This window comes from Mycobacterium sp. (genome assembly GCF_965229105.1).
Classification (GTDB): Bacteria; Actinomycetota; Actinomycetes; order Mycobacteriales; family Mycobacteriaceae; genus Mycobacterium.
The window spans coordinates 358,722-381,732 of record NZ_OZ245858.1; the positions used below are offsets into that span (position 1 = coordinate 358,722).

General features: G+C 63.9%; 24 protein-coding genes. 12 read left to right on the forward strand and 12 right to left on the reverse strand.

What is annotated here, in order from left to right; translation table 11 throughout:
• Positions 1-44: 44 nt before the first annotated feature.
• Both ADBZ9O_RS01650 and ADBZ9O_RS01655 read right to left on the reverse strand, forming a co-directional pair.
• On the reverse strand, positions 45-1,232 hold the full coding sequence (locus ADBZ9O_RS01650) for a PP2C family protein-serine/threonine phosphatase (RefSeq protein WP_526527760.1): 1,188 nt from the start codon (positions 1,230-1,232) through the stop codon (positions 45-47).
• Positions 1,232-2,032 carry an alpha/beta fold hydrolase gene (locus ADBZ9O_RS01655; protein ID WP_526533780.1) on the reverse strand — a complete coding sequence of 267 codons (801 nt, stop codon included), beginning with the start codon at positions 2,030-2,032 and terminating at the stop codon, positions 1,232-1,234. Before ADBZ9O_RS01655 ends, ADBZ9O_RS01650 begins: the two co-directional genes overlap by 1 nt.
• Positions 2,033-2,145: 113 nt before the next feature.
• Between ADBZ9O_RS01655 and ADBZ9O_RS01660 the strand changes: the two genes are divergently transcribed.
• The 3 genes from ADBZ9O_RS01660 to ADBZ9O_RS01670 are packed head-to-tail and all read left to right on the forward strand — an operon-like array spanning position 2,146 to position 3,189.
• The gene (locus ADBZ9O_RS01660; protein WP_526527762.1) at positions 2,146-2,493 is read left to right on the forward strand and encodes an STAS domain-containing protein; all 348 of its coding nucleotides are present in this window, start codon (positions 2,146-2,148) and stop codon (positions 2,491-2,493) included.
• Between the two features lie 48 nt (positions 2,494-2,541).
• Entirely contained in the window at positions 2,542-2,697 is a 156-nt protein-coding gene (locus ADBZ9O_RS01665) for a hypothetical protein (RefSeq protein ID WP_526527764.1), read from the forward strand.
• A gap of 51 nt (positions 2,698-2,748) precedes the next feature.
• On the forward strand, positions 2,749-3,189 hold the full coding sequence (locus tag ADBZ9O_RS01670) for a response regulator (protein ID WP_526527766.1): 441 nt from the start codon (positions 2,749-2,751) through the stop codon (positions 3,187-3,189).
• 30 nt (positions 3,190-3,219) lie between these two features.
• Here ADBZ9O_RS01670 and ADBZ9O_RS01675 read toward each other — a convergent pair whose 3' ends face one another.
• Both ADBZ9O_RS01675 and ADBZ9O_RS01680 read right to left on the reverse strand, forming a co-directional pair.
• Complete coding sequence (locus ADBZ9O_RS01675) at positions 3,220-3,606, reverse strand: ATP-binding protein (RefSeq protein ID WP_526527768.1); 387 nt, start codon at positions 3,604-3,606, stop codon at positions 3,220-3,222.
• Between the two features lie 117 nt (positions 3,607-3,723).
• Positions 3,724-4,116, reverse strand: a complete 393-nt coding sequence (locus tag ADBZ9O_RS01680) for an STAS domain-containing protein (protein WP_526527770.1) — start codon at positions 4,114-4,116, stop codon at positions 3,724-3,726.
• A gap of 232 nt (positions 4,117-4,348) precedes the next feature.
• Between ADBZ9O_RS01680 and ADBZ9O_RS01685 the strand changes: the two genes are divergently transcribed.
• Positions 4,349-4,723, forward strand: coding sequence for an STAS domain-containing protein (locus ADBZ9O_RS01685; RefSeq protein WP_526527772.1), 375 nt, complete (start codon positions 4,349-4,351; stop codon positions 4,721-4,723).
• Between the two features lie 126 nt (positions 4,724-4,849).
• On the opposite strand, the gene ADBZ9O_RS01690 is transcribed toward ADBZ9O_RS01685, so the two are convergent.
• Positions 4,850-5,227, reverse strand: coding sequence for a VOC family protein (locus tag ADBZ9O_RS01690; protein WP_526527774.1), 378 nt, complete (start codon positions 5,225-5,227; stop codon positions 4,850-4,852).
• A gap of 707 nt (positions 5,228-5,934) precedes the next feature.
• On the opposite strand from ADBZ9O_RS01690, the gene ADBZ9O_RS01695 reads away from it, so the two are divergent.
• The gene (locus tag ADBZ9O_RS01695; protein ID WP_526527776.1) at positions 5,935-9,021 is read left to right on the forward strand and encodes an IniB N-terminal domain-containing protein; all 3,087 of its coding nucleotides are present in this window, start codon (positions 5,935-5,937) and stop codon (positions 9,019-9,021) included.
• 63 nt (positions 9,022-9,084) lie between these two features.
• Here ADBZ9O_RS01695 and ADBZ9O_RS01700 read toward each other — a convergent pair whose 3' ends face one another.
• Positions 9,085-10,779, reverse strand: a complete 1,695-nt coding sequence (locus ADBZ9O_RS01700) for an alpha-keto acid decarboxylase family protein (protein ID WP_526527778.1) — start codon at positions 10,777-10,779, stop codon at positions 9,085-9,087.
• 46 nt (positions 10,780-10,825) lie between these two features.
• Between ADBZ9O_RS01700 and ADBZ9O_RS01705 the strand changes: the two genes are divergently transcribed.
• Together ADBZ9O_RS01705 and ADBZ9O_RS01710 are read left to right on the forward strand one after the other, a co-directional pair.
• Entirely contained in the window at positions 10,826-11,872 is a 1,047-nt protein-coding gene (locus tag ADBZ9O_RS01705) for a threonine aldolase family protein (RefSeq protein ID WP_526527780.1), read from the forward strand.
• A 359-nt stretch (positions 11,873-12,231) separates the two neighbouring features.
• Positions 12,232-12,630 (forward strand): hemophore-related protein, encoded by a 399-nt coding sequence (locus ADBZ9O_RS01710; protein ID WP_526527782.1) that lies wholly within the window; start codon positions 12,232-12,234, stop codon positions 12,628-12,630.
• A 68-nt stretch (positions 12,631-12,698) separates the two neighbouring features.
• On the opposite strand, the gene ADBZ9O_RS01715 is transcribed toward ADBZ9O_RS01710, so the two are convergent.
• Entirely contained in the window at positions 12,699-13,124 is a 426-nt protein-coding gene (locus tag ADBZ9O_RS01715; RefSeq protein WP_526527784.1) for a hypothetical protein, read from the reverse strand.
• 247 nt (positions 13,125-13,371) lie between these two features.
• Here ADBZ9O_RS01715 and ADBZ9O_RS01720 point away from each other — a divergent pair, with 247 nt between their 5' ends.
• The 3 genes from ADBZ9O_RS01720 to ADBZ9O_RS01730 are packed head-to-tail and all read left to right on the forward strand — an operon-like array spanning position 13,372 to position 16,333.
• Complete coding sequence (locus ADBZ9O_RS01720) at positions 13,372-14,415, forward strand: cupin domain-containing protein (protein ID WP_526527786.1); 1,044 nt, start codon at positions 13,372-13,374, stop codon at positions 14,413-14,415.
• A 31-nt stretch (positions 14,416-14,446) separates the two neighbouring features.
• Complete coding sequence (locus tag ADBZ9O_RS01725; protein WP_526527788.1) at positions 14,447-15,271, forward strand: alpha/beta fold hydrolase; 825 nt, start codon at positions 14,447-14,449, stop codon at positions 15,269-15,271.
• Positions 15,272-15,304: 33 nt separating this feature from the next.
• Positions 15,305-16,333 (forward strand): acyl-CoA dehydrogenase family protein, encoded by a 1,029-nt coding sequence (locus tag ADBZ9O_RS01730; RefSeq protein WP_526527790.1) that lies wholly within the window; start codon positions 15,305-15,307, stop codon positions 16,331-16,333.
• 6 nt (positions 16,334-16,339) lie between these two features.
• Here the strand turns inward: ADBZ9O_RS01730 and ADBZ9O_RS01735 are convergent, their stop codons facing one another.
• Together ADBZ9O_RS01735 and ADBZ9O_RS01740 are read right to left on the reverse strand one after the other, a co-directional pair.
• Positions 16,340-17,392, reverse strand: a complete 1,053-nt coding sequence (locus ADBZ9O_RS01735) for a cupin domain-containing protein (RefSeq protein ID WP_526527792.1) — start codon at positions 17,390-17,392, stop codon at positions 16,340-16,342.
• A 46-nt stretch (positions 17,393-17,438) separates the two neighbouring features.
• Complete coding sequence (locus ADBZ9O_RS01740) at positions 17,439-19,271, reverse strand: nitrilase-related carbon-nitrogen hydrolase (protein ID WP_526527794.1); 1,833 nt, start codon at positions 19,269-19,271, stop codon at positions 17,439-17,441.
• Positions 19,272-19,409: 138 nt separating this feature from the next.
• Here ADBZ9O_RS01740 and ADBZ9O_RS01745 point away from each other — a divergent pair, with 138 nt between their 5' ends.
• The gene (locus ADBZ9O_RS01745; RefSeq protein ID WP_526527796.1) at positions 19,410-20,162 is read left to right on the forward strand and encodes an alpha/beta hydrolase family protein; all 753 of its coding nucleotides are present in this window, start codon (positions 19,410-19,412) and stop codon (positions 20,160-20,162) included.
• 6 nt (positions 20,163-20,168) lie between these two features.
• Here ADBZ9O_RS01745 and ADBZ9O_RS01750 read toward each other — a convergent pair whose 3' ends face one another.
• From ADBZ9O_RS01750 to ADBZ9O_RS01760, 3 genes are all read right to left on the reverse strand, one after another.
• Positions 20,169-20,699: a hypothetical protein gene (locus tag ADBZ9O_RS01750; protein ID WP_526527798.1), complete on the reverse strand. Its 531-nt coding sequence runs from the start codon at positions 20,697-20,699 to the stop codon at positions 20,169-20,171.
• 167 nt (positions 20,700-20,866) lie between these two features.
• Complete coding sequence (locus ADBZ9O_RS01755; RefSeq protein WP_526527800.1) at positions 20,867-21,544, reverse strand: IF2 family translation initiation factor; 678 nt, start codon at positions 21,542-21,544, stop codon at positions 20,867-20,869.
• 23 nt (positions 21,545-21,567) lie between these two features.
• Positions 21,568-22,125 (reverse strand): CsbD family protein, encoded by a 558-nt coding sequence (locus ADBZ9O_RS01760; protein WP_526527802.1) that lies wholly within the window; start codon positions 22,123-22,125, stop codon positions 21,568-21,570.
• Between the two features lie 205 nt (positions 22,126-22,330).
• On the opposite strand from ADBZ9O_RS01760, the gene ADBZ9O_RS01765 reads away from it, so the two are divergent.
• Complete coding sequence (locus ADBZ9O_RS01765) at positions 22,331-23,011, forward strand: ANTAR domain-containing protein (RefSeq protein WP_526527804.1); 681 nt, start codon at positions 22,331-22,333, stop codon at positions 23,009-23,011.

The following is a 23,011-nucleotide window of genomic DNA, read 5'->3' on the forward strand; positions in this document are numbered from 1 at the left end:
GTACCCGGGTCTGTCGACCCGAAACGATCACGGGCTACCGGGACTCAGGCGCGGGGAACGCCCAGCGCCAGCACGGCGGCGTCGTCCTGCAAACCGCTACCGAAGCCGGATAGCAGTACGCGGATTGCCTCGGTGATGGCAACGGCGCTACTCGGAGCTCGCGCCCCGGCGAATTCGAGCAGCGCATTCTGGTCGTCATACCGTTCGATACCCACACCGGTACGCGCCTCGGTCAATCCGTCGGTATAGAGCACCATGGTGTCGCCCGGACCCAGGTGCAGGCGCCTCGACACGAACCTTGGTTCGGCAATGAGCCCGACGGGCTGACCGCCGTCGGTATCGATGTACCTCGCCTCCCCGCCGGCGCCGAGAAAGAGCGCGGGCGGATGGCCACCACTAGCGAGGTAGATATCAAACCCGTTGTCTTCCTTGGTGAGAACTCCGAAGATGACGGTGGAAAACCGGGGTTCGTCACCCCGGAATTCCGGACGGAGCACCGTGTTCAGGTTGTGCAGGACAGCCACGGGATCGTCGTCGTAGACGGCGGCTGCGCGAAGCGTGTAGCGCGTCAGCGATGTCACTGCGGCGGCGCCGGGTCCCTTACCGGAAACATCGCCGAGGAAAAAACCCCACTTGTGTTGTGAGAGCGGGAAAAGGTCGTAGAAGTCGCCACCGACCTCGTCGTCAGAGGCCGGGTGGTAATAGGCCGCCGCCGCCAACCCCTCGGGAGGGAACAGCTTTGGCGGCAGCAGCGAGCGCTGCAGCGTCGTCGCCAGCACCTGCACCCTCGCCCGTTCGGTGTCTGCGCTTTGGCGCGCTTCCAACAAGGCACGCTCGTAGGAGCGCCGATCCTGGGCGTCCTGTGCGGTGATACGCACGAGGAGCGGCGTCCCATCGTCATCGGTTTTGACGTTGGCGGTGATGAAGACGGGCAATCGAGTGCCGTCGGCAGCGACGATGTCCACCGCGATCCCGCTGATCTGACCTTGGGACTGCAGGAGCGGGCTGAAATGTGTCTCGTAGTGGATGCGACCACCTACGGTGAGCAGATTTGTGAACGGCGTGCCCAGCAGTGCTGCCCGCTCATAGCCCAGCCAATCGGCCAGGGTGGCGTTGATACGCGCGATTCGTCCGTCCGGCCACGCCAGGACGTGGCCGCAGGGGGCGTTTTCGTAGTAGTCCTCGACGTTGACCTCCGTCGGGGACCTCACCGCTTCGTGCTCGCCGGACATCAGGTCGGACCGGCGAACGCAGCGATCGCCTCCGCGGTGTCCTGCGGCGCGCTCAAGTGCGGACAGTGGCCAGTGGCATCGAGGGTGACGATCGCGCTGCCGGCAATCTGTTCATGCACGTAGCTTCCGACCTCGCGAGGCGCCAATGTGTCATGCGCGCATTCGATGACCAGGGTCGGCACAGTGACGTTACGCAGGTCGGCTCGGTTGTCGGAGAGAAACGTGGTGCGCGCGAACACCAGCGCTTTGGCAGGGTCGGTGCGGCAGAAGCTGTCGGTGAGCTCATCGCCCAGTTCGGGCCGATCCGGGGTGCCCATGATGTTCGGCGCCATCGTCTGTGACCAGCCCAAATAGTTGCTTTCCATCGAATCGAGCAGCTCGTCGATATCGGCGCGGGAGAAGCCGCCGCGATAGCCGTCATCGTCGAGGTAGCGCGGCGACGGTGTAAGCAGCACCAGCTTGGCAAAGCGGTCAGGTGCGGCGACGGCGGCCAGTACCCCGATCATCGCCGCAACTGAGTGTCCGACGAAGACCACATCGTGCAGGTCGAGTTCCCGCACGATATCCAGTACGTCCGCGGCGTAACCGGCCAACGAGCTGTACCGCTGGGCATCCCACGCAGATGGGTCGGACGCACCCGCGCCGACGTGGTCGAACAGCACCACTCGAAAATTCGGAGCGAGCAATTCGGTGACCAGCCGCCACAGGTTCTGGTCGCAGCCGAAACCGTGGGCCAACATCACAGTCGGTCCGTCTTCGGCTCCGAGAACCTTCACGTTATTGCGGGTGTACACGTCCACGCCGTCGATCCTCCCACTCGACACCCGGCGGTCACGTCCTTCTCGCCGCTGCTCCTTGTGCCACTCGGTTATTCTGTCGACGGTTTTTGGAAGCGAAGGATGAGGTCAGGCGCGTGGTGGCATTTGGTGTCGAACAGACGTGGGTCGGCAGTGCGGCCGTGGTATCGGTTCGTGGCGACATTGATGCGCTGACTGCGCCGCAGTTGACCGAGGCGATCCTCAACGTGATTCCCGAGCAGCCGTCCGTGGTCATCGTGGACCTGTCCGCGGTGGACTTCCTGGCGTCTACGGGTATCACGGTGTTGATCTCAGCTCATGAGTACATCGCACCTAAAGCAAAGTTCGGGGTGGTGGCTGACGGCCCGGGCACCAGCCGACCACTGAAGATGATGTCCGTCGATTTGATCTTCCCGTTGTATTCGACGCTGGCTGAGGCACTTAGCGCCTCCGAAGCCTCCTGAACGGCATGCCTCCGGTTTCGGCATCTGCGAATCGGGTGACTCTGAGGCATGGAACAGGCGAACATCCCCCCACAGACACCGGAAGACGCCACCCAGGCGACTGCGGATCAGCGCGAGCTACAGAAGCAGCTGGACCATCAAGATGACGATCCGAATACACCCGGCGGACACGAAACCCGACGCCACATCGCTGATGAGACGTAGCGTGACCCAGGTGTTCTATCGCAGGACGTGATGTCGCGGAGGAATTTCCAGATGAGACCACCCGGTCAGGTGATCGACGTCCTACTCATCGAGGATGACCCCGGCGATGAGCTGATCACCCGAGAAGCATTCGAGCACAACAAGATCCTGAACACGCTGCACGTCGCTCATGACGGACAAGAAGGCCTCGATTATCTCTACCGGCGGGGCGCGTTCCAGGACGCTCCGCGGCCAGATCTGATCCTGCTGGACCTGAATCTGCCGAAATACAACGGCCGCCAGGTACTGGAAATGATCAAGTCCGACGCCGACCTGTGCACGATCCCGGTGGTCGTGCTGACCACCTCATCCGCAGAAGAGGACATCCTGCGAAGCTATAAGCTCCACGCCAACGCCTACGTCACCAAGCCGGTCGACCTTGACCAGTTCATCAGTGCTGTCCGCCAGATCGACCAGTTTTTCGTGCAGGTGGTACGGCTACCAACAAAGTGAGACGACGCGGCCGACTTTCGAAGCGACTACTTACGAAGCGACACCGAGAAGTCCGCGCCAGGTCAGCTGCACCTGGGTGCCAACCCCAGTGGTCCTGATCGACGCTTCACTCGCCAGCGCCTTCATCAACGGGATTCCCCTCCCCCGTAGCCGGTGTGCTGGATCAGTCGAATCGATCTGGGGCTGTTTCCACCGGCCGTGATCGGTGACGATGACGGTGAGGGTATCGGCCTCGGCGTCAAATTTGGCCTGCACGTCGACGGTCCCGGGTGTGGTGTATTCGACGTAGGCATACTCGGCGGCATTGGCGAATGCTTCATAAACGGCCAACAAAATGTCATCGACCCGCGGGCTGTCGGTTCCGACGTTCGCGCGCAACCAGGTGCCCAACTCCGTGCGCACCCGTGCTGCTGTCATGGGGTCCGCAGCTACCTGCTCCCAGGTGCATTGCGACTGATCAATTGACTTCGGAGCGGTCCGAGAGTCTTCGGAGTGGTTCATAAGTGCGAGCGGCATACCCACATCTGCGGATGGTCATGCATCGGGAATTTCTTTCTGCGCCTCAGCCAGAGTTTCGAACAGCGGGAGGATCTCGTGAAGCCCGACGAGCCGCATCGGCCGGCTGGTGACGGAGCCTGACGCGACGACGCTGAAATACGCGGAGTCGGCTGTCTTCTCACGTGCGTCTATCAGTGCGCTCATCCCTGCCGATGCAAGGAAGTCGACGCCGGTCAGATCGATGATCACGGCTGACGGATCCTGCTTCAGGACCGCATCAAAAGCCTCGGTCAACTGCGGCGCGGTGAGCGCATCCACGGTCCCTACTGCGGCTAACACAGCTACCCGGCCGTCCCAGATGGCAGAAAACGTGCAACCGCCAGGGTCCGACGGTTGGTCGCGGTCAGGCATAGCAGCCTCGTCGACCATTGTTGATCTCCTCCTTGTGGGCCGCTCCAGGGTTCGCCGTCGATTATCACAGCTGCATTTGTGCCGGCTGCCACAGCCTAAAGGCCAGGCTGCCTCGGTGGGCCGCCGCAGAGGCGTAATTTGCCGATATTGGCGCTGTTACACTTTTGTTGCGCAATCGCTTGCCAGGTTCAGCCCAAGCCCTGTGAGTCCAGGCGCCCGTGAATCACCGGCTGAACCCTTGTGAGGACCTTTGACACATCCTTCTGAGCATTCCAACGCTGCGCCCGGTTGTGCCATTGGGACGACGACGTCGGGAAACGCCGTAGTGCTCTCGGTCAGCGGAACTGTCGACATGCTGACCGCGGCCATGTTTGAAGCCGCCATCGCTACCGAACTGGACAAGCACCCGGCCGCGCTGATCGTCGATCTGTCCGACGTCGATTTCCTGGCCTCTCACGGACTGCGGGTGCTCATCGACGCCTACGACGGAATTGCCGGTGATACCGCATTTCTTATCGTCGCCGAAGGCCCGGTTACCGCCAGGCCTCTGACTCTGATGGGTATCACCGAGATCATCGCGGTGTACCCGACGCTGCATGAGGCACTGCTGAAGCTGGCCGCGTAGCGGCGGTTGAAACGCCAAACCTGTTCGGCTGCTTGGCAAGCCCATACCTGCCGGTGCCCAGGCTATGAGCTCCACAACAGCGGAGAGGTGCCTGCACCGCTCTAGAACCAATGCGCATAGCGTGTCTCACGCGTACGGGTCAACGCTCCACACCAGACAGAAGGTGTGTCCGGCTGGGTCGCGGTACACCCGGAAGGCGTCATCTTCGGTAGCACCGGTCACCCGGGTGGCTCCCAACGCAATGACTTGCCGCTCGGCGTCGTCGATATCGTCGATTTCGATATCCAGATGAAATTGTTGGGAGCCCGTCGGATCGGGGAATTCGGGCGCTTTGTGCTCCGGTGCCCGTTGAAATGCCAGCCGCCGTCCCGCCGGGTCCGTCAGCACCACCCAGTCGTCGTCGCCGCCGGCGACCGGAGTGCCTCCCAGTACCTCGGCGTAAAACTCCGCCAGTGATCGCGGGTTTCGGCAGTCGAGCACGGTGGATCGCAGCTTCCCAATCATGGTGAGCAGTGTTGCCCCGACCGCTGAGGTCGAAACCCGTCCCGCCCAGCGGTCACCCCACAGTGACGATGGTCGTCGAAACATAACTTAAATCTTTTCTACCGCTTGCCATTAGGGACACTGTCTCGGTATTTGCCACGAATTATTGCGGGGCCGATCAATGCGTTTGGAGCATGCGCGCCTGTTCAAGCGGTGATCGCGAGCGCTTGGATACAACCTTCGGTAGTGAAGGTGAAGCGCAACGACAGGTCGACACCTCGATAGGTGTTGTCCTCGTCCTGGACGGTGGCGTCCACCGTGAATTACGCGATGTACCGCTCGGTGTCGGATCGTGGCGCCAGCTCGAAAAAGCGGTCAACGAGCGTTCTGCTGTCCAAAACGTTGTCCCCTTCGGCGGTGCGAGCCTGATGGCTCATCACCACCGAGGACGCTGCCAGGGGGAGTGTCCACGTCAGACCGGATCAGAGCGATGGTGGTCGTGGCAACGCCGCGACCCCACCTCTAGCTGTGGCTCAGCTGGGAACCCCCTAATGATCCCCTTCAGATCCCCTAATCCCCTACTCGGGTTTGCCGGCGAGCCCCAGAGGGGCTGGGGCGAGCACGGGCACCTACCCCGTGTTGATTCGGATCAGCGATCCATAGCGTGGCTATCAGATGACCGGATGAGTCCGGCAACGCGCTCTCCGAGAAACGAGAAAGGTCTTCCGATGGACTCCGTGCTCAAATTCATTCTTGACTTGTTCAACGACGAAACCGCCGCGCAGCAGTTCGTTGCGAATCCCGATATGGCTCTGGCCAGCGCCGGGTTATCAGACGTCAGCCCAGAGATTCTGCAGTCGGTGGCGACCAGCGCGGTTCCCGGCCTGGTGCTGGGCGCGGGCAATCCGGTCGCCGGCTTGCAACAGGCAGTGTCGGATCAGTTCGGGTTCTCCCCCGTTGCCGGCGTCGTTGATACCGCGTCCAGTTTGCTGTCGCCTGTGGCAGATGTGATCTCACCCGACCTGGTTCCCGGGGTATTGGGGGGATTGCTCAGCAACAATATCGTCGATTTCGGTGGCAATGATGCGCCTGCTCAAAGTTTCGTCGGCGACCATGTGAACACCGGTTTCGTTGGCAACCAGGGCCTGGGTCTGGGCCTCGGTGGCGGCGCGGAACTGGGTGGCGGCTTCGAAGCCGGCCTCGGCGGCAACGCCGGGCTCGGGCTTGGTGGCGGCGTCGGCGGTGGCGGAGGTGCCGGCCTGGGTATTGGAGCGGGCCTCGAAGTAGGCGCCAGTTTTGAAGCCAGCCTCGGCGCACAAGCCGGGCTCGGCCTGGGCACCGGAATCGGCAGCGGAATCGGTGCGGGCCTTGGCGGCGGCGTGGAAGTCGGCGGCGGATTCCAGGCCGGGCTGGGCGGCCAGGCCGGCCTCGGACTTGGTGGCGGCGTCGGCGGCGGAGCCGGCGCAGGCCTGGGAATCGGCGGCGGAGCCGAACTCGGCGGCGGATTCGAAGCTGGCCTGGGTGGCAACGCCGGACTCGGCCTCGGTGGCGGCGTCGGCGGCGGCGCAGGCGCAGGAATCGGCGCAGGCGCAAACCTCGGCGGCGGATTCGAAGCCGGCCTCGGCGGCAACGCCGGACTCGGCCTCGGCGGCGGCACAGGAGTTGGCGCAGGTGCAAACCTTGGCGGCGGATTCGAAGCTGGCCTTGGTGGCAACGCCGGACTCGGCCTCGGTGGCGGCGTCGGCGGCGAAGCCGGCGCAGGAATCGGTGCCGGTGCAAACCTTGGCGGCGGATTCGAAGCCGGTCTGGGCGGCAACGCCGGACTCGGCCTCGGTGGCGGCGTCGGCGGCGGAGCAGGCGCAGGCCTGGGAATCGGCGGCGGAGCCGAACTCGGCGGCGGATTCGAAGCCGGCCTCGGCGGCAACGCCGGACTCGGCCTCGGCGGCGGCACAGGAGTTGGCGCAGGTGCAGGCCTTGGCGGCGGATTCGAAGCTGGCCTGGGTGGCAACGCCGGACTCGGCCTCGGTGGCGGCGTCGGCGGCGGAGCCGGCGCAGGAATCGGTGCCGGTGCAAACCTTGGCGGCGGATTCGAAGCCGGACTCGGCGGCAACGCCGGACTCGGCCTCGGTGGCGGCGCGGAACTTGGTGGCCACGCAGGAGCCGGACTGGGCGGCAACGCCGGACTCGGCCTCGGTGGCGGCATCGGCGGCGGCGCGGAACTTGGTGGCCACGCAGGAGCCGGACTGGGTGGCAACGCCGGACTCGGCCTCGGTGGCGGCATCGGCGGCGGCGCGGAACTTGGTGGCCACGCAGGAGCCGGGCTGGGCGGCAACGCCGGACTCGGCATCGGTGGCGGCGCGGGCGCCGGTCTCGGCGGCCATGTAGGCGGCGGAGCAGGTGTGGGCGCAGGCATCGGCGGCGGTGTCGGTGGCAACGCGGCACTTAACGCACAGGGCGGTGCGCGCGGTGGCGCAGGCTTCGGAGAACGTCGCGATGAGCGCAGCATTTCTGATCGTCCCGCTGGCAGCGAGGCCACAATCTCCACTGGTGGCGGCGCAAATGTTGGTGGCCAAGCCGGCATCTCCGGCGGCGGCGCCGGCGCGGTGTCCAGCCCGCTCGGTGGGGTCTCGGTCGGCAGCCAAACGGCGGCTGGCGGTGGCACATCCTTCGGCGTCGGCAACAACGGGCTTTCGAGCCAGAGCGGTGCCGGGTTCTCCAACACCACTTCAGCCGGGCTGTCGAGCCCGGTGGGCGGCGTATCGGTCGGCAGCCAGAGTGCCGCCGGCGGTGGAGCCGCCTTTGGCGCAGGCAACACCGGCCTGGCCGCTCAGGGCGGTGCGGGCCTGGCCAACGCAACATCGGCGAGCGCCATGGGTCCGCTTGGCGGCGCGACCGTCACCAGCCAAGCAGCAGCCAGCGGCAACGTCGCCGCAGTCGGCCTGATCGGCAGCGACACCAGCGCAGGCGTGGCAAGCCACAGCGGCCTGCAGACCGGAAGCGCATTTAGCGGTGCCGGGCTGAACAGCCAGACCAGCGGCGGGATTGCCGCAGGCGGCCACGGCGACATCCTGAGCAATGAGAGCGCGGCACTGGGCGGTCACACCAACTTCTCGGCAGCCAACTCGCTGAGCGGGGCGGGGCTGAACAGCCAGGTCGGCGGTGGATTCGCTGGCGGCGGCCACACCAGCATCCTCGGTAGCGAGAGCGCCGCCCTGGGCGGTCAGACCAACGCGCAGGCGACGACGTCGCTAAGCGGTACGGGGCTGCACAGCCAGACCAGCGGTGGCGCTGCCACGTCAGTCAGCGGCAACAGTGGTCACGGCAGCATTCTCGGCGACGAGAGCGCGGCATTGAACAGCCACACCACCGCAAGCCAGAACGTCATCACCGACCACAGCTCGACGGCGCCGACCGGTCACGTCATCGACACCACCGGTTCTGCGGCGGCTACCGGATCGACCGGCTCCAGCGGCCAGGTCATCGACACCACCGGTTCTACCGCCGTCAGCGGCAATGTGACGCCACACAGTGGGTCGGTCATCACGACGACGGACAGCACCGCTCACGCGGGTCAGCAGAGTTCCATCGACACGAGCCATCCGGCTGCCACGGTCGACAACCACGCTGCGGTCACCTCGTCGACGCAGGCGAGCACGGAGCCGGATCATTCGGCAATCGACTCCTCAGCTTCGGCATCTGCGGACTCCTCAAGTCACGCACCGTTATTCGACACCAGCCACGATTCACCTGAGACACATTCCCAGGTCGACAACAATGCGGCGACGCACAGCCAGCTGGGTCACCACGGATTCTGATCGCAGAGAGAGACAATGGCGCCACCTTCGGGTGGCGCCATTGTTGTCTGCACGGTCCCAGCGTTAAGGGTGCTCACCGCCCGCAGTCCGGTTGGCCGCTGCTGCGGCATCAGCCAGGCCGGCCAGCACCGGCGGCAGGTCCATGCGGGGAACTACGGCTTCGATGATGACCAATTTGTCGCGATGAGTCGCTGCGCTCTTCAGTGCATCATCGAGTTCGCCGTGGTTTTCGACGTGGAACGCGAGATGGTCACGCGCCCCGAGCACATGCGGAATATCTAGCCACTTCCAGGCGACGATATCGTTGTAGTAGGCGTCTTCACCATGGATGGCACGTTCGATGGTATAGCCGTCGTTGTTGACCAGGATGATGACAGCAGGAATGTTTTCCCTTGCAAGACAACCTAATTCCTGCACCGTGAGCTGCGCCGCTCCGTCGCCGATAAGTAGTACCGGGCGGCGGCCAGGATGGGCCAACCCGGCGCCCAGTGTGGCAGGCAGTGTGTAGCCGATCGAGGCCCAAAGTGGCTGCCCGATGAAGGTCACTCCCGACGGGAGTCGGTGCTCGGCCATGCCGTAGAACGAGGTGCCCTGATCTGCCAAGACAATGTTTCCGGCGGTTAACGCACCGGATATGCTGTCCCACAACGATTTCTGATTAAGGGGTGCGTCACGTGCCGGCGACTCGGCAGGAGGAGCCGCCGGAGACGCCACCGGCTCGGGCGATCGGATATTGCGGCGTTGCAGAATCGAGGTCAGCGCCTGCAGAGCCGCTCTCATATCGAGTGGAGCGAAAACCTTTCCCGCAACCACACTTTGATAGGGGCCGACGTCGATGGCGTGGGCCGCGTCGATTCGTTGACTGAAGAATCCGCTCACCAGATCGGTGAATTGCACGCCTGCTGTCACCAGAACAGGCGCCTCTTCGATGCCTCGGCGCACAGGTTCCGGGCTGCCCGCACCCGAATAAATGCCGAGGAAGTTCGGTGAGCTTTCGTCGACCAGGCTCTTACCCCACATCAAGGTGGCGTGCGGGACGACATCGGCTGCCAGTAGCGCCTCCAGCTCGGGGACCGCTTGCAGCCGGTGGACGAGCAAGTCGGCAAGCACGGTGAGCTGGTGCGTCCCGATGAGCTCGGCGGCGGCATCGGTGAACAGCGACAACGCCCGTGGACTGGTGTTGTCGGCGTACCGGGGCAGCGGCTGTGCGGGCGGTTCGGTGGGGAACTCCGCTACGTCGGTGGCCAGCAGCAGATAGCCGGGCCGTTTCTGCTCCCGCACTTCCGACAGCACGCGGTCGATCTCTCGTGTCGCAGTGGCCGGCACCAAATTGGCTTGTGCACAGGTTATTTCGCGTGCCATCCGCAGAAAGCGCTCGAAATCACCGTCACCTAGCGAGTGATGCACCACCCGACGGGCAGCCTGGGTGTCCTTGGACGGCGCCCCGACGATGTGGACGACCGGGACATGTTCGGCATAGCTGCCGGCGATCGCGTTCGCCGCCGATAATTCTCCGACGCCGAAGGTGGTGATCAAGGCCGACATGCCGCGGAGTCGCCCGTAACCGTCGGCGGCGTAGCCGGCATTGAGTTCGTTGGCGTCGCCGACCCAGCGAATGCGGTCATGGGCGACGACGTGGTCGAGTAACTGCAGGTTGAAGTCGCCAGGCACCCCAAAGACCTCGGTGACGCCTAGTTCGGCGAGGCGATCCAGCAGATAGTCGCCGACGGTATAGCTCGTTTCGGATACGACAGTCATTGCTCCAGTGTGGCCTGTCCTGCGCTACACCTGGAAAACTTGTCGGGTGACCCGACTGCATGACCCCGCCTGGCGCGGCTTCGCCTCCGACAACTATGCCGGCGCCCATCCTGAGGTGCTGACCGCGATCGCCGAGGCGAATGGCGGTCACCAGACTGCCTACGGCGGCGACGCCTACACAGCCCGACTGCAGGAGGTGCTCCGTGGGCACTTCGGCGAGCAGTCCGAGGCGTTCCCGGTGTTCAACGGGACCGGCGCCAACGTCATCGCCCTGACCAGCATGCTGCCGCGTTGGGGTGCGGTGGTCACCTCGACGACCGCCCACATCAACACCGACGAGAATGCCGCACCCGAACGCGTCAGCGGTCTGAAATTGCTCACCGTACCGACAACGGACGGCAAGCTGACACCGGAGCTGATCGACACCCAGGCGTGGGGGTGGGGTGACGAACACCGGGCACAACCGTTGACCGTCAGCATCACCCAATCAACCGAGCTGGGCACCCTCTACACCCCGGGGGAAATCCGAGCGATCGCCGAGCATGTGCACGAACGCGGTATGACGCTGCACATGGACGGCTCGCGGATCGGCAACGCCTCCGCCGCACTCGATGCCGAATTACGCTCGTTCACAACGGATGTCGGTGTCGACGTGCTGAGCCTTGGCGGCACCAAGAATGGCTTACTCTATGGCGAGGCTGTCGTGGTGCTCAATCCCGACGCCGCCGTCGGGCTGACGTTCCTACGCAAGCTATCGATGCAGCTGTCGTCGAAGATGCGCTTCGCATCGGCGCAGTTGGTGGCGCTCTACGACGGGGACCTCTGGCTGCGCTCGGCACGGCACGCGAATGCGATGGCCGCGCGCCTCCGGCACGCCCTCGACGACGTGCCGGCTGTCCGCTTCACGCAACCGACCCAGGCCAACGCCATGTTCGTCGTCCTGCCAGCCGGGGTCGCTGATCGGCTGCGTGAGCGGTTCCGCTTCTACGACTGGGACCCCGCCACCGGCGAGGTTCGGTGGATGACCGCTTGGGATACCACCGAAGCGGACGTGGATGCTTTCGCCGAGGCGATACGAGCTGAGCTCGCCTAGACACTGACGCCGCGCGGTGGCAGAGCCACGTCCCGTTGGCCATCAGAGCAGAGTCGTTGCAGCAGAGGCGATTTGCCGCAACGTCTGGAGATCACAATAGGGTCACGAAGCCTGGATGCATTTACGGGATTTTCTCAGCGATCTGCGGGAATATTCAAAAACAGACGCCGATTCTGGCTGATTTCTTACTGAATGGAACTCAGTTGAGATCGAGTTCACAACTCGACAACGTAACGCCCGCATCGCGATTGGCGAGGGACCTGCGTTCGCGCTAAAAGGTGGCGCAACGGAGTCGGTACCGTGGTTTTCAGGTCGAGGGGGAGACAACGACCATTCGCAATGAGAAGGAAAAACTGATCATGAATAACAGTGGATCACGCACGCTTCGACGAGTTGTCAGCGCCGCCATAGCCGCCTCAATCGGCGGAGCCGCCATGGCCACCATCGTCGCACCAGCGGCATCCGCGGCACCTGACTGCAGCGCTCAGGGCGTCAGCAACACCGTGAGTTCGACGACCGCGGCGGCTCGCCAATTCCTGCGGGACCATCCCGCTGCGGGACAAGTCGCGGCCGCGGCCTACACCCAGCCAGGCCCGGAGGCCGCGTCGAACATCCGCGGTTACTTCATGGCGCACCCGGCGGAGTACTACGAACTACGCGGCATCCTCGCGCCGATCGGCGATACCCAGCGCCAGTGCAACGTGAGCGTGCTGCCGCCGGATCTGTCCGCGGCGTACACGGAGTTCATGGCCGGCTGACAACGACATCTTCATATGACAGAAGACCCGGTCCCTGTTCAGGGGCCGGGTCTTCTGCGCGGTAGGTCTTAGGCCGGCCGGAGCAGTCGCAGCGACCGCGGGTCGCGACGAGCTTGGATGCTCCGGACGAAATGCTGAACGGCGTCAGCCACCGTGGAGAAGGTGGGCACCCCGTCACAGTCAGGGCAGCAGTCCAAAGCGGCGCCCTGTTCAGGCCGGGCCACGATTGCGACGGACACACTCTGGCCGGTCGCAAATCCACGGAGGACGTCCAGATCAGCCACGTTCGCCTCGGTGATATCGATGACCAACGCGGTGTCCAGCCGCTTGAAGCGCTCAAGGTTGCGGTAGACGCACTCGGCGTTGAGGGAGTCGACGTCACCGCGCACAGTGAGCACGGTCGCGACGCTACGGGCGTACGCCTGAATGACGGCTCTGCGACACTCGATGGCGTAGCCGTCAAACGGCGAGGACGGGCGGAAAGCAAGCGTCATGAGACCCCGATCGGTATGTGTGACAGAGCAACCGGCCGACCGTGCTGGCGGCTTTGACCTGCGCGAGACACCGGATGCTGCTTTGTTCCCGCAATCTTGGTCTTCAAAACCGGGTGTTGCGCTGTGACAACGCTGTGGGGTTGGACAGAGCTTCCGCGCGCCAAGAAATCCCTACCTGCTACCCGGTAGTGCGAGATGGCGGTCAGCGTTGACGACACCGGCGGCGGGGTGGGCGAGAGTACTTCTCATGACCACGTCACTTACCCGCAGCAGCCACACGCTGTCCCTGCTCGACGGCGAGATTGTCGAAGAGTCCGATCTTGGTTCGATGCGGCGGGTCACCGCCGACAACCTGCCGATCCTCAAGGGTCTGTCGATCAAGCGAGTGTTGCTCAACCCCGGCGCGATGCGGACTCCGCACTGGCACGCCAACGCCAATGAGCTGACCTACTGCGTCTCCGGCACCGCCCTGGTCTCCATCCTCGACGACGGCAGCAAGTTCTCTAGCTTCATCATCACTGCCGGGCAGATGTTCCACGCCAACTCCGGCTCCCTGCACCACATCGAGAACGTCGGGGAAGACGTCGCCGAATTCATCATCGCGTTCCGCGACGAGCGTCCCGAGGACTTCGGCTTCGGTGCCACCTTTGGAGCATTCAGCGATGCCGTGCTGGGTAACACCTACGACCTGCCTGCCGCCGATCTGTCGAAAATCCGTCGCTCAACCGTCGATCACAAGCTCGCTGCCCGGATCGGCGATCCCGTGATCCCGGCGAGCGCGTACTTCAACGACCCGCACAAGTTCGACGTCGAAGCACAGGTGGCGCCGCTGAACTACGTCTCCGGTAGCGCGCGATTCGCTCGCGATCAGTACTGGCCGATATTGAAAGACATCTCGATGTACTCGTTGCGGGTGACCGAGGACGGTATGCGTGAACCACATTGGCACCCGGTCACCGCCGAGATGGGTTACGTCCAACATGGCGATGCCCGCATGACAATCATGAATCCCGATGGCACACTGGACACCTGGAAGATGACCACCGGCGATATGTACTTCATTCCACGTGCGTACCCGCACCACATCGAGAACATCGGTACCGACGATTGGCACTTCCTGATCTTTTTCGATCAGCCCACACCCGCCGATATCGGCTACCGCGCATCGGCCAGCGCCTACTCCCGCGAAGTCCTCGCTGCCGCGTTCAACACGCACATTGACGATCTGCCGAACTTCCCCTTCACCCCGGCCGACCCGCTGGTCGTCACCCGCAGCAACCCCGTCGACTGACCTAACTCACAACGAATTGAAAGGCATCACAATGGCATTCGTCACCACCACCGACGGCACCGAAATCTTCTACCGGGACTGGGGTCAGGGACAGCCCATCGTGTTCAGCCACGGCTGGCCGCTGTCCGCCGATGACTGGGACAACCAGATGCTGTTCTTCCTGGCCCAGGGCTACCGCGTGATCGCCGCCGACCGGCGCGGCCACGGCCGGTCGACCCAGACCCCCGGTGGGCATGATGCCGACCATTACGCAGACGATTTGGCGGCCGTCGTGCAACACCTCGACCTGCACGATGCCATCCACATCGGGCACTCCACTGGCGGTGGCGAAGTCGTTCGGTACATCGGCCGTCATGGCGAAAGCCGGGTCGCCAAGGCGGCCCTGATCAGCGCCGTGCCACCGCTGATGGTGCAGACCGACGACAACCCCGAGGGCTTGCCCAAATCAGTATTCGACGATCTGCAGGCCCAGCTCGCGGCCAACCGCTCAGAGTTCTACCGGGCGCTGCCCTCAGGTCCGTTCTACAACTACAACAAGCCGGGCGTGGAGCCATCGGAGGCCATCATCGAAAACTGGTGGCGCCAAGGCATGATGGGCGATGCACTATCGCATTACGACGGTATCGTCGCCTTCTCCCAGACCGACTTCACCGAAGATCTGAAGAAGATCACGGTCCCGACGCTGGTGATGCACAGCGTCGACGATCAGATCGTGCCGTATGTGGCCGCGGGCCCGAAGTCGGCCGCTCTGTTGCAGAACGGAACGCTGAAGACCTACCACGGTTTCCCGCACGGGATGCCGACCACCCATGCCGACGTGATCAACGCCGACCTTCTTGCGTTCCTGAAGGGCTGACCCGCGGGCATCGGGCCGATAGCGTCTACGCCCGTGACACCTCTTGTGGACGCGGCACGGACAATCGCCGATACGGTCCTCTTCCCCGCCGCCCTGGACGTGGACCGCCTCGGCACCATCCCGGCCAGTCATTGGCAGGTGCTGGCCGAGGCCGGGCTGTATGGGATCGCGGCGCCCGCCGAATTCGGCGGGCCAGGTCTGGGCTTCGGGGATCTGGTCGAGATCTTGGAGATCGTGGCGGGTGGCTGCCTGGCGACCGCGTTCACCTGGGTGCAACATCACGGCGCGCTCGCTTCGCTGTCGGCATCGACGAACACGGCACTACGCGACGAGTTGGTACCCGGCCTGATCGCCGGGCGGATCCGGGCTGGGGTGGCGTTCGCCGGGGCGGTTCCCATTCCACCCCGCATGCACGCGGAACGCGTCGACGAGGGCTGGCGCCTGACCGGTCATGCACCGTTTGTCAGCGGTTGGGGAATCATCGATGTGCTGCAGATGTCGGCAGTGGACGCCGGCACCGGCGACATCATCGCGGGCATCGTGCCCGCGCAGACCGCGCAGGGCATTACCGCCGTCACTCCGCAGCAGCTGTTCGTCGCCGACGCCACCAGGACTGTGTCCTTGGACGTCAACGGTCTGGTGATCGCCGATGACCGCGTCGTCAGCCGGGTTACCCGCCCAGATTTCATGGCCAACCAGAACTTTGGATCCCGGCTCAACGGCACCCTACCGATCGGGGTCACGCTCCGGTGCGCAGCGCTACTGGAAGCGGCGGGGCGGCCCGAGGAGGCTGCGGCGATCACCGCCGACGCCGACGCGATCCGGGGCCGGCTCGACGCGGGGCTCGGTGATTCCGCAACGCTGCTCGACGCCCGCGCGGAGGGCGCCGCACTGGCGATGCGGGCCGCGTCCACGGTGGTCGCCAATACCGGTGGCGCAGCGCTGTTACGGTCCTCCCCGGCCCAGCTATTGGCCCGCAACGCCATCTTCACACTGGTCGCGGCGAGTCGTCCTGAACTGAAAAAGTCCTTGGTGGAACGGTTTTCGCGTCGCAGGGCGTAATTCAGGTCATGTCCGCGGGTCAAGCGGATTGCAGCGGTTGACGATCAACGGGTCGGCCTTGGTGAACGGGAAGTTCGGCAAGTCATCGATGTGCACGTTGAACGTCGCGGCGAGCACCTCCCGGGAGTAGGCACTGGCCGAGGCGCGGTAGCCGATATCGGCAGGCGTGGGCTGATCGAAGAAGATCGCGAAATGCAGATCTGGCGCGTCGAATACCTCGATGTGGTGCGGGTAGGCACGCGGAATGAAATACACATCACCCTCTTTGAGATACCAGGTGTCCAGTGTTCCGTCCGGGTCCATGACCGTCATCCGTGAACTACCTGACGCGACGTAGCCCATCTCGGCGGTGACGGGATGCCAATGTGGTTCGCGCATACCGTCTTCGCGGATCCGCAACGAGTACATCGACAGATCCTTGAGCGCGGGCCAGAACCCGACGCGAGCCAGGCGGGCGGAACCGACGGCCAGGCCGATCGGTGGGCTCTGGGCTTCCACGGCGAACTTGTGGGGATCATCGAAATGCGCGGTGGACGGTATCTCCGGGTCGCCGACCCGGGCGGCGAGTCGTCTATCGCTGGTGTCCCGCCGGATCGTGGCGAAATCTGCTGCCGGCAGGTCATAGGTATTGCCCAGCACGGCGTTGGTCATCGCGCCGAATGCGGCGCCGAAACCGAAGTCCTCCGGTCGCTCGTGACGGAACGCCAGCACGAATTCAGCCGGATCTTCACCGATGTTCTCGATGTGATGCAACGACCCCGAGTCGACATGGAACATCTCACCGGGGCCCACGATGAACGACGAGAACTGGCTGCCACTGTCGAGAACGGAGACCAACGACGTGCCCGAGATGCAGTAGGTCAGCTCGTTGGCGTTGGCATGCCAGTGCGGAGTTCGCATGGCCCCGGGATTGATCACCAGATGTTTGATCGACAGCCCGTTGAGGATCGGCAGGTTGTCGGCGGTGACCCGACGCATCGAGCCGAGGTCGGATTCCTCGACGATCTCGCCGTCGAGCAGAGACATCTTGTGCGCGCTGGGGTCCAGCTTTGCGGCCATCTGTTTACGATCCTCTCGTTACCGTGTGAGCTGAACACCTATGGTGTCATTGCGAATACGCTGTCCAGCCGGACAGATCGTATCCCTGGCTGTCTCGCCAACTCGTGAATGCTGCTGAATCCGTGGCAAGCATCAGCGGGGCAATCAGATCGGTGCGACGACCGGCGATCAACCGCTGCTGGTCCATCCACCAGTCCGGGTTGCCGCGGGTGGTGATATCCATACTCACCGCTTGGGCGGCATCCACCGAAGCCACCAAAGGCGCTTGGGCATCTACCGGATTGATGGTGAAGATTCCACTTGAACCCTGGGCCCCGGAACCGATCGCATTGGCGACGACGGTATAGGCTTGGCTGGTCTTAGCCACGGCGTACCACAGGCACATCGTGTTCGCCGGAAAGCCATGTGCGAAAAGACCTTCCGACTCTTGCAGCGGTCCGCCGTAGCTGCCATCCCAGTGGGTCGGGATCGCGATCAGATCCGCCCGGCGCACCGCAAGGACGCCACTAGCTTCCGGGAAACGGGCGTCCTCGCACAGCAGTATCCCGATCCGGCCGATTGCGGTATCGAAAACGGGCAAGTCATCGCCGGGTGTCGCCCAGGTGTAGGCAGGATCGAGATGACTTTGGCGATAGCTTCCGACCAACTTTCCGTCTGGCGCGACCAGTACCGCGGTGTGGAACAACCCATCGCCATCGCGTTGCACATGGCTGCCCACGACGAATCTCTGTAACCGAACCGCGAAGTCCGACAACACCTGAACGGTACGGCCGAAACCGGACTCAGCCATGCCTGCGGCTGTCTCCGCATCGGCGGGAGCACCGCTGATACTGAAGGCGGGGAACACCACCAGGCCACCACCGGCAATGGCCGGCAATGCGATGATCCGGTCGTTGGCACGACCGATATTGCCTTCGGTATCACCGCTGACCACGTCGTATTGCACTGCCGTGACGGTGATGTCATAGGACTGCCGCGACGCGCACGTATCGGTGGGCGACTTGTAGAACGCCAGATCGCCGTACAGTTCGGGGCGCCGTCGTTGCAGCGTCGCCTTCTGATCATTGACGTAGAGGCTCGGGTCTATCTCGCCGTAGAGGATTGCGCCCGGATTTGCCGCGGTGAGGTTCAGTTCGGTGGCCGGTAGGTGCCCGGTACGCCGTCCGTCGGCCTGCCAGATCGATGCCGAACCGCCATATACCACCGATATCCCAGTGGTGGGGTTGCTCTCGGCGTTATTGCGGTCGGCAGCCACCATCGCCAGGCCGTTCCACGCCGCAAGTTGTTGAACGGCAGCGATAGTCGAGTGATTGCTCTTCGATTCAGGACCGAGCTGGGTCAGCACCCGGTCGCTGGAGCAGATATAGGCAATCAGATCAGCACCTTTGAGGGCCGGGAGGCGTGCGGGCTCCCAGTAGGTGTCGTCGTAGCAGATGATCATTGTGATCCGGCCGAGTTCGGTATCGAAGACGGGATAGCCGGTGTTTCCCGGCGTGAACCACAGGATGTCGCTCGGGTTCAGCCCGTTCTTGCGGTACTTCCCGATGTAACCGGCCGGTCCGACGAGCGCTCCGGTGTTGTACGTCAGACGGGTCGCCGGGTCGATTTCGGCGATACCGATGGCGACATAGCAGCCGTGCTTGGCGCACACCGCTGCAATCGCATCCGTGCCCCTGCCCGGCACCGTGTCCATGTAGGGCAGGAACTGATCGAGGTCGCGGTAGATGTACCCCGATAGCGCAGCCTCCGGCAGGACAATGAGTTTGGCGCCGTTGACTGCAGCCTCCTCGGCAACAACGCACGCAGCCTTGACATTTCGCTCAAACTCGAACAACTCAGGGTTGAACTCGACCGCGGCGACCTTAAAGGGTGTGAGCAAACTGCCGCACCTCTCCCCCACCGTTGCGAAATCAACTCCAGGAAAACATGAACCCAAGGTAGCTGGTGGAGCTGGGTAGCGTGGCCAAGACGGTCGAATCCCGAGCGATAGTCGAGTACTGCTGACAAAATGCTGGGGATGGCCGAGCGTGTCAGTTTCCCGAGCACCACCGGACCGATGCTGCAGGGTGTCGTCGATCTACCGGTTGGTGAGGCGCGCGGCTGGGGCGTCTTCGCTCACGGCTTCACCCTGGGGAAGGACTGCCCGGCAGCGAGCCGGATCTGTAAGCAGCTGGCCAGCGAAGGCATCGGGATGCTGCGGTTCGATAACCTCGGCCTCGGCGGCTCCGAAGGAGACTGGGGTGACGGGTCGTTCTCCCACAAGGTCGATGACACCGTCCGAGCGGTGGAGTTCATGAACGACGCAGGGCGCGAGGTGCGGTTGCTCATCGGGCACTCGTTCGGCGGCGCGGCCGCGATCGCCGGTGCGCACGACTGCCCAACGGTGGCGGCCGTGGCCAGTGTCGGTGCCCCGTACGAGCCAGCTCATGTCGAACACAACTACGACGCGCTGGTGGCACGGATCGAAGCCGAGGGCGAAGCCCCATTCCTCGTCGGCGGCAAGGCACTGACCTTGAAACGGCATTTCATCGAGGATGTGCGCAATGCCGACCTGCGTGAGCGCATTCGCACGCTGCGCCGCGCCCTGCTCGTCATGCATTCACCCACCGATAACACCGTCGGCATCAAGAACGCGAGCGATATCTTCCGCACCGCAAGGCATCCCCGCAGCTTCGTCTCACTCGAGGGCGCCGATCATCTGCTGACCGGTAAGAACCAGGCGGCGCGAGCCGGTCGCATCATCAGCGCCTGGGCCGACCCCTACTTGTGAGACCCGCTAGCTCCCGGCGCCGCCCACTTCCGCGGGCAGGGGCGGCTGATTCGGTGTCGGATCAGGTACCGGTTCGGGTACTGCCGAGGGCTGCGTCGTCGGTGCGGTCTGCCCCGAAGGCGTGGAAGGTGTTGTGGCCGTTTGCGGTCCGTGGTAGTCGACCATCGCTTCCTGGCGGATCACCGAACCGCCGGCGCTGACCGTCAACGCGTTCGACGTGAGGGTGTAGGTGATCCCGTCATTCTCAGCGACGAATCCGGCGGCAGACTGGGTTGCCGGGATGATCAACTTGGCACCGTCCCGCACCCGGACACCGCGGTAGGTGTATTTGCCACTGGGTGAGGCGCAGATCGCCACACGCGAGGTTGCGGTGCTCCCGAAAGCCGCCGCCGTATCGGGCGAGGCGCACCGTGCGGTCGAGTCGATGTAGCCCTGGCTGTCGCTGTCAGGACCGGCACTGGCTGACGGTATCGCCAGCGTGATCAGCGCCGAACACAGTGCGGCGGGCAGGGTCAGGCGAATCAGGGTAACGCTCACGGAGTAACTCATCACCTCTACCCGATCACGCCTGGGCGGTCTGCGGACGGGCCGACGCGCAGACACGCCACGATTGTTAGGCCATTGCAACATCTGGGCCAGCTTGGCAAAGGGACACCGAATTGCCCGCCCATTGAGATAGGCGGGCAATTCGGGGATTGTTCGGATCAGGCGTCGTTGGCACGCTCGGCTTGCCGCTTGCGCTTCTCGCCCTCGGCGAGGTTATCCAGCTGGTCAGCGTCGGAACGCTTGCTCGCCGCCGCACTGCGCGCCGCTTCGGCCTCTTTGAGCTCCGACTCAGCGGCCGCAACGACCTTTTGCTCAGCGTCGCGGATCTTGGCCTGCTCGTTGCGTTTGGCGTCCTCCACCGATTTCACTCGCTGCGCAGCCACTTCGTCAGCCCGCTGCTTCGCTGTCGCAGTGCGCTTCTGCACAGTCTTGACCGCCGCACTCTTACGCTCGGCGGCTTCGGCCTGCGCTTGCTCGATGTTCTGGTTCTTTTGCTCGCGAGCTTCTTCGACGTCAGATAAGGCCGCATCGCGCCTCGCTGCGAGGTTGGCATCCGCCTGCTGCTGCTTCTCCTCAGCTGCGGCGCTGAGCTTGGCGGCCCGACTCAGTGCGTCACTACGCTCACTGAGCGCGACGCCGGCCTGCGCCAGATCCGAATCACCCAGCGCCCCGGCGACACTCGCATCCAGCAGACCGAACAGCCGCTCATACGACAGGCGCACCGGCGTTTCTGGATCGAGCCGCGACATCACCCGATCTTCGATCACTCGCAGTGGAAAGCGCGCGACCCGGTACTGCAGTCGCAAGATGGAGAAGGGAACGTCGGTAACTCTCATTGTGGCTCCTGTGTCTGTTCTGCTCAGGGAAGTTCGGCTTCGTGGGTGACGGTGTCGGCCTGCCTGCGGAGCCGCTCGGCCTCGGCCTTGGCAGTGGCCGCGTCCTGAGCGTCGCGCTGATGATCCTCGACTGCATCGGCAATATCGTCGGCAGCGGAGCTGATGTCGGCACGCTCCTGCGACTTCGCTTCTGCCACCTCACGCGCGGCGTCCAGCTCAGCCTTCGTCAGCTCGCTGGTGACAAGCCGTTGTCCGTCCTGCTCGGCAGCCCGCTTCTCCGCGGCCTTTTGTGCCTCTGCCGCGTTCTCGACGGCCGCTGCCTGGGCTCCGACCGTGATGCGTTCCTGGGCGCCTTCTTGCCTGGCTTCCGCAGCATCGGCGGCGGCTTGAGCAGCTTCGGCATCGGCGATCGCCTCGACACTGTTGGCCTCTTTGCGCTCCTTGGCCCCTGCCTGCTCGAGTTGCCCTTCGGCTGTCAGCGAGTCGTTGTTGGTCAGGGCACCCACGAATTCCTTCGCTTTGCCTTTGACCGAGTCGATCAAACCCTGGCGGGCTTCTCCCGCTTTGCTGTGTTCGGTCATGTGCGTCCCCTCTCCATATCGGCCGTCATGTGACGGCGGACGTGTGCGGGCCACGGGTACCACGGCAGATTCAGTTCAAACTGATCACTCCGCCGTATCCCGACGAGTTTGCCGATGCGAGCTGGATCGTTCTTGCCGAGATCCGCCGCACAGGCACTCACCGGCGGATGTGTGAGAGAACCGCGATCTGGGCACTCACCTTCCCATGTCCACACCGACCGATCTGGCCCTGCGGATGGCTGAGTTAGCCCGCGCCGTCGCAGTGCCACGTCGTATTGAGGACATCCTCACCGAGGTCACGGCGGCGGCGGTCGAGCTGATTCCTGGGATCGACACCGCAGGGATACTGCTGATCGCCAAAGGGGGCAAGTTCGAATCGCATGCCACCACCTCCGACCTTCCGCAAGAACTCGACGCTTTGCAGGAAATGTTCCAGGAAGGCCCGTGCCTGCAGGCCGCTCTCGACGATGTGGTGGTCACCACCGCAGACTTTCGGGAAGAGGCGCGGTGGCCGGCTTACTCGGCTGCAGTAGTCAAGCTTGGGGTGCTCAGCGGGATGTCTTTCAAGCTCTACACCGCCGATCGCACGGCAGGTGCGCTGAACTTGTTCGGATTCGAACCGCGGGAATGGGACTCACAGGCTGAGACCACCGGCACAGTGCTCGCCGCCCAGGCAGCTTCGGCGATTCTGGCCCGCAAGCACGGCGATCAGCTCGAATCCGCCGTGGCCACCAGGGACCGTATCGGCCAGGCCAAGGGCATCATCATGGAGCGCTACAAAGTCGACGACGTACGCGCTTTCGATATGTTGCGGCGGCTTTCACAGGAGCAGAACACCCCGTTGGTCGACATCGCCCTCCGCGTCATCGACACCCGCGATCACTGA